General features: G+C 73.3%; 9 protein-coding genes. 3 read left to right on the top strand and 6 right to left on the bottom strand.

What is annotated here, in order from left to right; genetic code table 11:
- Positions 1–80 precede the first annotated feature (80 nt).
- From C6N75_RS22530 to C6N75_RS22510, 5 genes are all read right to left on the bottom strand, one after another.
- Positions 81–1,955: an FAD-dependent monooxygenase gene (locus C6N75_RS22530; RefSeq protein ID WP_105870720.1), complete on the bottom strand. Its 1,875-nt coding sequence runs from the start codon at positions 1,953–1,955 to the stop codon at positions 81–83.
- Positions 1,956–2,210: 255 nt separating this feature from the next.
- Positions 2,211–3,152, bottom strand: a complete 942-nt coding sequence (locus C6N75_RS22525; protein ID WP_105870719.1) for an amino acid ABC transporter permease — start codon at positions 3,150–3,152, stop codon at positions 2,211–2,213.
- The gene (locus C6N75_RS22520) at positions 3,149–3,796 is read right to left on the bottom strand and encodes an amino acid ABC transporter permease (RefSeq protein WP_105870718.1); all 648 of its coding nucleotides are present in this window, start codon (positions 3,794–3,796) and stop codon (positions 3,149–3,151) included. The genes C6N75_RS22525 and C6N75_RS22520 overlap by 4 nt, the downstream gene beginning before the upstream one ends.
- 282 nt (positions 3,797–4,078) lie before the next feature.
- Positions 4,079–4,999 (bottom strand): glutamate ABC transporter substrate-binding protein, encoded by a 921-nt coding sequence (locus C6N75_RS22515; protein WP_105870722.1) that lies wholly within the window; start codon positions 4,997–4,999, stop codon positions 4,079–4,081.
- Positions 5,000–5,094: 95 nt separating this feature from the next.
- A complete protein-coding gene (locus C6N75_RS22510) occupies positions 5,095–5,880 on the bottom strand; it encodes an amino acid ABC transporter ATP-binding protein (RefSeq protein ID WP_105870717.1) in 786 nt (261 codons plus the stop codon).
- Between the two features lie 294 nt (positions 5,881–6,174).
- On the opposite strand from C6N75_RS22510, the gene C6N75_RS22505 reads away from it, so the two are divergent.
- Positions 6,175–6,912 carry a response regulator transcription factor gene (locus C6N75_RS22505; protein WP_105870716.1) on the top strand — a complete coding sequence of 246 codons (738 nt, stop codon included), beginning with the start codon at positions 6,175–6,177 and terminating at the stop codon, positions 6,910–6,912.
- Between the two features lie 23 nt (positions 6,913–6,935).
- On the top strand, positions 6,936–8,330 hold the full coding sequence (locus C6N75_RS22500) for a sensor histidine kinase (protein ID WP_105870715.1): 1,395 nt from the start codon (positions 6,936–6,938) through the stop codon (positions 8,328–8,330).
- A 21-nt stretch (positions 8,331–8,351) separates the two neighbouring features.
- Here the strand turns inward: C6N75_RS22500 and C6N75_RS22495 are convergent, their stop codons facing one another.
- Positions 8,352–9,350 carry a TAXI family TRAP transporter solute-binding subunit gene (locus C6N75_RS22495; RefSeq protein WP_105870714.1) on the bottom strand — a complete coding sequence of 333 codons (999 nt, stop codon included), beginning with the start codon at positions 9,348–9,350 and terminating at the stop codon, positions 8,352–8,354.
- Positions 9,351–9,488: 138 nt separating this feature from the next.
- On the opposite strand from C6N75_RS22495, the gene miaB reads away from it, so the two are divergent.
- Positions 9,489–11,010 (top strand): tRNA (N6-isopentenyl adenosine(37)-C2)-methylthiotransferase MiaB (gene miaB / locus C6N75_RS22490; protein WP_105870721.1); only part of this gene is annotated, 1,522 nt, incomplete at its 3' end.

Here is an 11,010-nt window from a genome sequence, read left to right as displayed (position 1 = left end):
GCGGGCGGCGACGCGGGGGGCGTTGCGCCGGGAGCGGGGCGCCGGGGCGGGCGCGGGGCCGCTCCCGGCGGTCCCGCTGTTCACCTGCGGGGCGGCCGCCCGTCGCCGGCAGGGCGAGAGGTGGGAGCCGGTCGGGGCGCGGTCCCGGGCCCGGTCGCCGGCAGCTCGGGGCCGTCGCCCTGCTCCGGCACCGCGCCACCGGGCCCCTGCTCGGACACGGGGCCACCGGGCCCCTGCTCGGACACGGGGCCACCGGGCCCCTGCTCGGACACGGGGCCGCCGGACCCCTGCTCGGGCACAGCGGGCCCAGTGGGCCCAGGGGGCGCCGGGGGGGCGCCGTCTTCGGCTTCCCCCGGGTCGCGGGGCGTCGGGGCGGCCTCGCCGCGTAGCGCCTCGGCGGCCGCGCGGAGTCCGGCGGGGCGGACGCCGGCGAAGGCGGCGGCCAGGTGGCCGTCCGGGCGGACCAGCAGCACGGTGTGCGCCGAGGCGCCCGGGTAGGACTCGGTGACCAGGATCTCCGCGGCGAGCGGCAGCGCGGCGACCGCCTCGGCCAGCTTGGGCATCACCCCCGCCGACATCCAGTGCCGCCGGTCCCACACCCCGGTGCCGGGGGCGACCAGGACCGCCAGCAGCCTGCGGCGGCCCAGCCGCTCCCGCAGCCCGCCGGTGGTCCCGTCCGGGGCGGTCACCCGGACGTCCTCCACCGGTGCGCCGTCCGGGGTGGCCACGGCGGTGCGCCCCTCGCCGAAGGCGGACGCGAGGGGGGAGTGCGGGTAGGCGGGCGGCGCACCGAGCGGCCCGCGCCCCACATGGCCGTCGGTCAGCAGCGCGTCATGGCCGGCGCCCCGCAGATAGGTGCGCAGTCCGCCCGTGCCGCGCAGCACCGGCAGCGACTGGTCGGCCGCCCGCAACCGGGCCGCCACCGCGGTGCGCCGCTCGGCCTGGTAGCTGTCGAGCAGCGCCGCCGGGGCCTCGCCGTGCCGGACCAGCGCCAGCTTCCAGGCCAGGTTGGCGACGTCCCGCAGCCCCTCGTCGAGCCCCTGGGTGCCCAGCGCGCCCAGCAGATGGGCGGCGTCCCCGGCGAGGAACGCCCGCTCCACCCGCCAGCGCTGCGCCAGCCGGTGGTGCAGGGTGTAGACGCCGGTGTCGACCAGGTCGTACGGCGGGGTCTGGCCGCACCAGTCGGCCAGCGTGTCCCGGATGCGGCCCACCAAGGCGTCGGGGGTGACCAGGTCGCCGCGCGGCGGCAGCAGCCAGTCCAACCGCCAGGCGCCGCCGGGCAGAGGCCGGGCGGTGACCTCCTCGTCGGCTCCGCGCCAGGCGGGCTGACGGTGCAGCACGCCCTCGCCGGGCCACGGCAGTTCCGTGTGCAGGGTGGCCACCGCGTGCCGCTCGACCGCCGTACGCCCCGGGAAGCGGACCCCCAGCAGCTTGCGCACGGTGGAGCGGGCGCCGTCGCAGCCCACCAGGTGGCTGCCGCGCCACCAAGCGCCCTCGGGGCCCCGGGTGTGCGCGGTGACACCGTCGGCGTCCTGCTCGATCGCGTCCAGCCGGTTGTGCGTGACCACCCGCACCAGCGGCTCCGCCGACGGGCCGGGCGCCCCCGGCTCCCCGGTCAGCGCGGCGATCGCGTCGCGCAGTCCGCTGGTCAGCGCGTGCTGGGCGATGTGCAGCGGCGCCGGGCTCCCCGGGTCGAAGGGGACGTGCCGGGTGCGCTGCCTGCGCCGCATGGCGTGCCAGCCGGTCCAGCGGACGCCCTCCTCGCGTACCGCCGCGCAGCCGAGGTGCTCCAGGAAGCCCGCGGTGTCCTCGCGGAGCACCGCCGTCCGGGCGGGCCGGGAGTCGTCCTTGCCGGACCCCTCGTCCAGGACGACGGACGGCACCTCATGTGCTGCCAGGGCCAGCGCGAGGGCGAGCCCCACCGGGCCCGCGCCGACCACGATCACCGGGTCCACGGCGCGCCCTCCGTCCCGGCGGGCCGGCGCCGGGCGTCCGTGCGCGCGGCGGCCGCGCCCCACGCTTCCCGCCAGTCACTCGGATCCACGCGTTGAGCAGGGGAAACGGGCGTGACGGCGGCACGGGGCCGGGGCGAGTTGATCACAGAACGTATGCAACCTACTGCCGGTGCTTGCGTCAAGTGACGGGGGCAGCGGCGCGACCGCCACTGCCCCCGTACCCCGTACATGCCACCCGGATGATGTCACACGGCGTCAGTTCCCCCCGCCGCCACCGGTCCCCGGACCGCCGGTCCGATCGCTGTCGCCCTGGATGAGGACCGCGGTGCCCGCCGCCTGCCCGGCGTCGCCGCTCAGCAGCGCGGACTCGCCGGCCGGCGGGGTGCCGATGCCGGTCTTGGCGCGGCGGCCGCGCTTCTCGATCCAGGTCGCCAGGCCGGACAGGGCCAGGCACATCGCGACGTAGATCGCGCCGACGACGACGATGACCGAGACGTACGGGTACTGGCCGTTGACCAGGGTGTTGGACGCCACCAGCCGGGCCACGTTGAGCAGCTCGGGGTAGAGGATGATGTAGCCGAGCGAGGTGTCCTTGAGGGTCACCACGAGCTGGCTGATGATCGTCGGCAGCATCGCCCGCACCGCCTGCGGCAGCAGCACGGTGACCATCACCTGCGACTTGCTCATGCCCAGCGCGTACGCGGCCTCCCGCTGGCCCTTCGGCACGGAGTTCACGCCGGCGCGCAGCACCTCGGCCTGTACGCAGCCGTTGTAGAGGGTCAGGCCGACGGCCAGCGCCCACATCGAGTAGTCGGTCAGGAAGCCGGCCCACACCGCGTAGATGGTGATCAGCAGCGGGATGGAGCGGAACAGCTCGATGAAGCCGGTGGCGAACCAGCGGACCGGCTTGTGGTCGGAGAGCCGGGCCACCGCCAGCAGCACGCCGAGCACCAGCGAGCCGACGGCGGCGATGGCGAACGCCTTCAGGGTGGCGAGGATGCCGTCGGCGATGTTCTGCCGGATGCCGGAGTAGTTGAAGATGTCCCACATCTCGGGGGCGAGGTGCCCCTTGTCGCTCAGCCGCACGATGCTGAACGCCAGCAGCCCGGCGATCAGCAGCGAGCCGGCGACGGCGAGGATCCGGTTGCGGACGACGGCCTTGGGGCCGGGGGCGTCGAAGAGAACGCTGGCACTCATCGGGCGACCTCCATGCGGCGTTCAAGGAGACGGAAGACGCCGCTGATGGTGAACGTGACCACCAGGTAGGCGAGGGCGACCCAGAGGAAGACGGGCACGATGTCGTAGCCCTCCTCGCCCATCAGCTTCTGCCAGCCGAAGAGTTCGGTGACGCTGAAGGCGCCGGCGATGGCCGAGTTCTTGGTCAGTGCGATCAGGATGGAGCTGAGCGGCGGCAGGACGGTGCGGGTGGCCTGCGGCAGGACGATCAGGCTGAGTGTCTGGGGGAACGTCATGCCCAGCGAGCGGGCGGCCTCGGCCTGCCCGAGCGGCACGGTGTTGATGCCCGAGCGCACCGCCTCGCAGACGAAGGAGGAGGTGTAGAAGCCGAGCGCCAGCGAGCCGAGCACGAAGGCGCTCATGCCCGGGAAGAGGATTTCGGGCACCACGAAGGTGGTCACCAGGAAGAGCAGGGTGAGCGGGGTGTTGCGCAGCAGCGTCACCCATGCGGTGCCGAACCAGCGCAGCGGCGGGATGGGGGAGACCCGGAAGCCGGCGATGACCAGGCCGAGGACCAGAGCGATGACCGTGCTGACCGCCGTGATCGACACGGTGCCTATGAAGCCGTCGCGGAACTCTGAGAAGTTGTCGAGTAGTACGTTCATGGGGTCTCCGCGTCGGCGGTCGGCTGCGGGCGGGCGGGAGGCGGGGGAGCGGGCCGGTGCGAGGCGCCGGGCGGGCCGCCGAGGACGTCACGGACGGCGAGGGCGGCGCGGACGGCGGCACGGCATGCGGGTCGGCCGCCGCTGCCGGGTGCGTCCGGGGGCGCGGCGGCCGGGTGGTGCCGGGAGCGGCGGACCGTTGCCCGGCCGGTGGTGCCGCGGCTGTCGCCGCGGTGTCCGCAGGGGTTGCCCGGGCGGCCCGGGAAACCCCTGCGGACGTGGCCGTCAGTAGCGCTCGACGGCCGGCGGGTCGGTGTACTCCGAGCCGGACAGACCGAGGGTGGCGTCGTAGATCTTCTTGTACGTGCCGTCCTTGATCTTCGCCTCCAGCACGTCGTTGACCTTGTCGCGCAGCGGCTTGTCGGCCTTGCTCAGGCCGACGCCGTAGGGCTCCTCGGTGAACGGCTGGCCGACGACCTTGAGCTTCTCGGGGTTCTGCGCCGCGTAGCCCTTGAGGATGGCGTCGTCGGTGGTGACCGCGTCGACCTGCTTGGTCAGGAGCTGCTGGACGCAGTCCGAGTACTTGCCCAGCTCGGTGGTCTGCGCGCCGTACTCGGGCTTCTTGATCTCCTGGAGCGGGGTCGAGCCCTTGATGGAGCAGACCTTCTTGCCCTTGACGGCCTTCGGGCCGGTGATGGCGGTGTCGTCCTTGCGGACCAGCAGGTCGGCGCCGGCCTTGTAGTACGGGCCGGCGAAGCCGACCTGCGCCTTGCGCTTGTCGTTGATCGTGTAGGTGCCGACGTAGTAGTCGACCTGGCCCTTGGAGATGGCGGTCTCGCGGGTGGCGGAGTCCACCGTCTTCCACTCGATCTGCGACTCGGTGAAGCCCAGCTCGGCGGCGATCATCTTGGCGATCTCGACGTCGAAGCCGGAGCGCTTCTTGGTCGACTGGTCCTCGAAGCCCAGGTACGGTTGGTCGGCCTTGGAGCCGATGACCAGCTTGCCGCGCTCCTTGGCGGTGGTGAAGGTCGGCGAGTCCAGCTTCACGTCGGTGGCGACGACGTACTTCGGCAGCGCCGGGACGTCGGAGGCGCCGGGCTGGACGCCGCCCGGCTTGTCGCCGGCGGAGCCCTCCTTGCCGCCGCAGGCGGTGGCGGTCAGCGCGAGCACGGCGACGGCCAGCGCGGCCGTCTTGCGGAACTTCATGGTGAACATCCCTTGGTCGTGTGGTCGTGGTGCGGTCGCTCGTCGCCGGGTGCCGGGACAGCGGTGGCTTCGCCGGACACGGGTCCGGGGCGCGGTCAGTGGTGCAGGATCTTCGAGAGGAAGTCCTTGGCCCGGTCGCTGCGCGGGCTGCTGAAGAACTGCTCGGGCGCCGCCTCCTCCACGATCCGGCCGTCCGCCATGAAGACCACGCGGTTGGCGGCGGAGCGGGCGAAGCCCATCTCGTGGGTGACGACGACCATCGTCATGCCCTCGCGGGCCAACTGCTGCATGACCTCCAGGACCTCGTTGATCATCTCGGGGTCCAGCGCGGAGGTCGGCTCGTCGAAGAGCATCACCTTCGGGTCCATGGCCAGGGCACGGGCGATCGCCACGCGCTGCTGCTGGCCGCCGGAGAGCTGCGCCGGGTACTTGTCGGCCTGGGTGCCGACGCCGACCCGGTCCAGCAGCGCCCGCGCCTTGCGCTCGGCGCTCTTGCGGTCCGTGCGGCGGACCTTGACCTGGCCCAGCACCACGTTCTCCAGCACGGTCTTGTGCGCGAAGAGGTTGAACGACTGGAACACCATGCCCACGTCGGAGCGGAGCCGGGCCAGCTCCTTGCCCTCCTGCGGCAGCGGCCGGCCGTCGATGGTGATGGCGCCCGAGTCGATGGTCTCCAGCCGGTTGATCGTGCGGCACAGCGTGGACTTGCCGGAGCCGGAAGGCCCGATCACCACGACCACCTCGCCGCGGGCGATCGTCAGGTCGATGTCCTGGAGCACGTGCAGAGCGCCGAAGTGCTTGTTCACGTTGCTCAGCACGACCAGGTCGCCGGCGGTGGGTACGGCGTCCTCCGGGCCCTTGGTCACTGACACTTCGCTCATCGGCCTTGCTCCGTCCTGCTCGGTTAGCCATGGACCATAGGCACGCGGTGCGACCAGCGTCATTACATCTGAGCGGAAATTGAGCATAACGATCCGGCCGCAACCGGACACACTGCGTGAACAGGGCGGCGGCCGCGAGTACGGGTCCGTAACGGAAGTCCCCTGCGGCCGGGAACCCCCTTGACGCGCGGGGCGCCCATCGGCGTTCATGCCTCAGTGGCCGCCGGGCAGTCGGACGTTCACCCGCTCGCGGCGGCCGGCGCGGCGGATCCGAGGGGGAACGGAGGCGCGCGCATGAGACTGCTGCTCGTCGAGGACGACGACCACGTCGCCGCGGCGCTGTCCGCCGTCCTGAAGAAGCACGGCTTCGAGGTGGTGCACGCCCGCAACGGCGAGGAGGCCCTTCAGGCCGTGCTGCCCGCCGCAGAGTCCGGACGCGGGCCGTTCGCCGTCATCCTGCTCGACCTCGGCCTGCCCGACCAGGACGGCTACCAGGTGTGCGGCCGGCTGCGGCGGCTCACCGCCACCCCGGTGATCATGGTCACCGCGCGCAGCGACGTGCGCTCCCGCATCCACGGGCTGAACCTCGGCGCCGACGACTACGTCGTCAAGCCCTACGACACCGGCGAACTGCTCGCCCGCATCCACGCCGTCGCCCGCCGCTCGGCCGCCCCCGACTCCGACGACCCGGCCACCACCGGCTCCACGCCCGTCGTCCCGGACGCCGCCGCCCCGCTGCGGCTCGGCCCGGTGGCGCTGGAGCTGTCCACCCGCCGGGTCAGCGTCGACGGCGCCGCCGTGCCGCTCACCCGCAAGGAGTTCGACCTGCTCGCCCTCCTCGCCCAGCGCCCCGGCGTCGTCTTCCGCCGCGAGCAGATCATCAGCGAGGTGTGGCGCACCAGTTGGGAGGGCACCGGACGCACGCTGGAGGTGCACGTCGCCTCACTGCGCTCCAAACTCGGCCTGCCCGCGCTGATCGAGACCGTCCGCGGGGTGGGCTACCGCCTGGTCGTCCCGGCGCCCGCCGGCTGACCCCTCCCCTCAAGGCCCCGCCCGTGCGCTCCCGTCTGCTGCCGCTGCTCATCGTGCTGATGGCCGGCGTCCTGCTCGCCCTCGGCTTCCCGCTCGCCGCCAGCCTGGCCGCCGCCCGGCAGCAGACGGTCGTCGTCGACCGCATCGACGACACCGCGCGGTTCGCCGCGCTCGCCCAGTTCGTCACCGAACGCCGCACCGGCCTGGACGAGCGCCAGTCCACCCTCCAGTCCGAACTGCTGCGCTACCGCGAGGTGTACGGCATCGACGCCGGCGTCCTCTACCGCGACGGCACCGCCATGGCCCGCGCCCCGCTGCGTTGGGAGCTGCCCGAGGACGGCGAGACCCGCCGCGCCTTCCGCGAGGCGCTGCTCGGCCGGCGCAGCCACGATCCGCCGCAGGTCTGGCCCTGGCAGGCCGGCGCCCGCCTCGCCGTCGCCTCCCCCGTCGTCCGCGACGGAGACGTGGTCGCCGTCGTCGTCACCGACTCGCCGACCGGGCAACTGCGCTCCCGCATCCTGAAGGGCTGGCTCCTGATCGCCGCCGGCGAGTTCGCCGCCATGCTGCTCGCCGTCGGCGCGGCCATCCGGCTCACCGGCTGGGTCCTCAAACCGGTCCGCGTACTGGACGCCGCCACCCACGGCATCGCCACCGGCCGGCTCAACTCCCGGGTCGCCCCCTCCGGCGGACCGCCGGAACTGCGGCGGCTGGCCAAGTCGTTCAACGAGATGGCCGACCACGTCGAGGAGGTGCTCGAACAGCAGCGGGCGTTCGTCGCCGACGCCTCCCACCAGCTCCGCAACCCGCTCTCCGCGCTGCTGCTGCGCATCGAGCTGCTCGCCCTGGAACTCCCCGAGGGCAATGAGGAGATCGCCTCTGTCCGCACCGAGGGCAAGCGTCTGGCCCGGGTCCTGGACGACCTGCTCGACCTGGCCCTCGCCGAGCACGCCGCCGCCGACCTCCGGCTCACCGACATCGGCGCGCTGACCGGCGAACGCCTCGACGCCTGGCGCCCGCTCGCCGACGAGAAGGGCGTCCGGCTCACCGGCGACAGCCGGGCGGTCACCGCCTGGGCCGACCCGGTGGCGCTCTCCAGCGCCCTGGACGCGGTGATCGACAACGCCCTGAAGTTCACCCCGGCCGGCGAGGAGGTCACCGTCACCACCACCGCCGACGGCGACACCACGGTGATCACGGTCACCGACCGCGGCCCCGGCCTCACCGAGGACGAGCTGACCCGCGTCGGCGACCGCTTCTGGCGCAGCGGCCGCCACCAGAACGTCAAGGGCTCCGGCCTGGGCCTGTCCATCACCCGCGCCCTGCTCGCCGCGGGCGGCGCCGCCATCGCCTACGCCCACCACGAGCCGCACGGCCTGGAGGTCACCGTCACCCTGCCCCGTACCGAACCGCCCCGCTGACGCCGATCCGGCACCGGACGCTCAGGGCTTGACCGAGTGGTAGTAGCGGCGGGCGCCCTCGTGCAGCGGCAGCGGATCGGTGTAGATGGCGGTCCGCAGATCCACCAACTGCGCCGAGTGCACCTTGCCGCCGATCCGGTCCCGGCTCCCTATCACCGTCCGGGTGAACGCCTCCGTCAGCGCGGCGTCCGCGTCCTCGGAGGTCACCAGCAGATTGGCCACCGCCACCGTCGGCACCGGCTTGCCGCCCTGCGCCGCAGGATAGGCGTCCCCCGGGATCACCGCCGACCGGTAGTGCGGATAGCCGGTCCGGTGCAGTTCGCCGATCAGCTTCTCCTCCAGCGGCACCAGCCGCACCGGGAAGCGGTCCGAGAGCTGCTGCACCGCCGTCGTCGGCAGCCCGCCGGACCAGAAGAACGCGTCCAGCCTCCCCTGCTCCAGCAACTCCGGCATGGTGTCGATGCCCGCCGACACCGGAATCAGCTCGTCCGCACCCTCCAGCCCGGCCCCGGCCAGCAGCCGGTCCGCCAGCAGCCGCACCCCCGAACCGTCCTGCCCCACCCCCACCCGCTTGCCGCGCAGGTCGCGCGCCGAGCGGACCGGCGAGTCCCGCGGCACCACGAGCTGGACGTAGTCGTCGTACAGCCGGGCGCAGCCGCGCAGCCGGTCCGCGCCGGGCCGGTCCTCGCGCAGGTACGTCGCCACGGCGTCCGCGGTCGCGATGGTGAAGTCCGCATCGCCGGACGCCAGCCGCGCCAGGTTCTGCTGCGACCCCTCGCTGTCGCGCAGCGCCACCGACACCTCGGGCAGGTCCCGGCCGAGCGCCTCCTTCAGCAGCTCGCCGTACCGCTGGTAGACCCCCGTCGGCACCCCGGTGCTGAACACCACCCGGCCGCGCGGCTCGGGCCGGCCGTCCGGCGCCAGCCACCAGACCAGCAGCCCCAGCACCACCGCCAGCACCGCGGCAGCCCGGAGCGTCCGGGCACGGCGGAGCGGGGAGAGGGACGGGGCCTGGAACATGGCGGCGATCCTGCCAGCCGCCGCCCGCACCCGGCCAGGGCCGGTATCCAACCGTTGCCCGGCCGTGTCCCGGCCCGCGCCGCCGCCGGGCGCGGGAGGGCCGGTAGGGGCGCTCGGCGCAGCACTTACCCTTGAGGGATGACCAGCAGCAGTGACCGGAGCCTCGCCGTGGACGCCCAGGGGACGAAGACCTACGAGGTCCGCACGTACGGGTGCCAGATGAACGTCCACGACTCCGAGCGTCTCTCCGGCCTACTGGAGGACGCCGGATACGTCCGCGCCCCCGAAGACGCCGACGGCGACGCGGACGTCGTGGTGTTCAACACCTGCGCGGTGCGCGAGAACGCCGACAACAAGCTGTACGGCAACCTCGGCCGGCTCGCCCCCCGCAAGGCCTCCCGGCCCGGCATGCAGATCGCCGTCGGCGGCTGCCTGGCCCAGAAGGACCGCGACACCATCGTCCGGAAGGCCCCCTGGGTCGACGTGGTGTTCGGCACCCACAACATCGGCAAGCTGCCGGTGCTGCTGGAGCGCGCCCGCGTCCAGGACGAGGCCCAGGTCGAGATCGCCGAGTCGCTGGAGGCGTTCCCCTCCACGCTGCCCACCCGCCGCGAGTCCGCCTACGCGGCCTGGGTGTCGATCTCCGTCGGCTGCAACAACACCTGCACCTTCTGCATCGTCCCGGCGCTGCGCGGCAAGGAGAAGGACCGCCGCCCCGGCGACATCCTCGCCGAGATCGAGGCCCTGGTCGGCGAGGGCGTCTCCGAGATCACCCTGCTCGGCCAGAACGTCAACGCCTACGGCTCCGACATCGGCGACCGCCAGGCGTTCTCCAAGCTGCTGCGCGCCTGCGGCACGATCGAGGGCCTGGAGCGGGTCCGCTTCACCTCCCCGCACCCCCGCGACTTCACCGACGACGTCATCGCCGCCATGGCCGAGACGCCCAACGTGATGCCCCAGCTCCACATGCCGCTCCAGTCCGGCTCGGACACCGTCCTCAAGGCGATGCGCCGCTCCTACCGGCAGGACCGCTTCCTCGGCATCATCGAGAAGGTCCGCGCCGCCATCCCGCACGCCGCCCTCTCCACCGACATCATCGTGGGCTTCCCCGGCGAGACCGAGGAGGACTTCGAGCAGACCATGCACACGGTCCGCCAGGCCCGGTTCGCCCAGGCGTTCACCTTCCAGTACTCCAAGCGCCCCGGCACCCCCGCCGCGACCATGGAGGGCCAGATCCCCAAGCAGGTCGTCCAGGCCCGCTACGAGCGGCTGGTCGCCCTCCAGGAGGAGATCTCCTGGGAGGAGAACAAGAAGCAGGTCGGCCGCACCCTGGAGGTCATGGTGGCCGAGGGCGAGGGCCGCAAGGACGGCGAGACCCGGCGGCTGTCCGGCCGCGCCCCGGACAACCGGCTGGTCCACTTCACCAAGCCGGAGCAGGAGGTCCGCCCCGGCGACGTGGTCACCGTCGAGATCACCTACGCCGCGCCGCACCACCTGCTCGCCGAGGGCGCCGCGACCGCGGTCCGCCGCACCCGGGCCGGCGACGCCTGGGAGAAGCGGAACACCACCGAGGCCGCCAAGCCCGCCGGTGTCATGCTCGGCCTCCCCCAGATCGGCGCCCCCGTCCCGTACGGCCGCGATCCGTGCGATTCGCGTCGCC

Origin of the sequence: Streptomyces solincola (assembly GCF_002982015.1) — a bacterium.
Taxonomy (GTDB): domain Bacteria; phylum Actinomycetota; class Actinomycetes; order Streptomycetales; family Streptomycetaceae; genus Streptomyces; species Streptomyces solincola.
The sequence above is the reverse complement of the archived record's forward strand: the minus strand, read 5'-3'. Positions and strand labels throughout refer to the sequence as shown.

What these genes read in the sequence shown, in the direction of transcription:
- C6N75_RS22525 (WP_105870719.1), bottom strand. Translation starts at nt 3,152, where the DNA reads ATGAGTGCCAGCGTTCTCTTCGACGCCCCCGGCCCCAAGGCCGTCGTC.
- C6N75_RS22510 (WP_105870717.1), bottom strand. Translation starts at nt 5,880, where the DNA reads ATGAGCGAAGTGTCAGTGACCAAGGGCCCGGAGGACGCCGTACCCACC.
- C6N75_RS22515 (WP_105870722.1), bottom strand. Translation starts at nt 4,999, where the DNA reads ATGAAGTTCCGCAAGACGGCCGCGCTGGCCGTCGCCGTGCTCGCGCTG.
- C6N75_RS22495 (WP_105870714.1), bottom strand. Translation starts at nt 9,350, where the DNA reads ATGTTCCAGGCCCCGTCCCTCTCCCCGCTCCGCCGTGCCCGGACGCTC.
- C6N75_RS22520 (WP_105870718.1), bottom strand. Translation starts at nt 3,796, where the DNA reads ATGAACGTACTACTCGACAACTTCTCAGAGTTCCGCGACGGCTTCATA.
- C6N75_RS22505 (WP_105870716.1), top strand. Translation starts at nt 6,175, where the DNA reads ATGAGACTGCTGCTCGTCGAGGACGACGACCACGTCGCCGCGGCGCTG.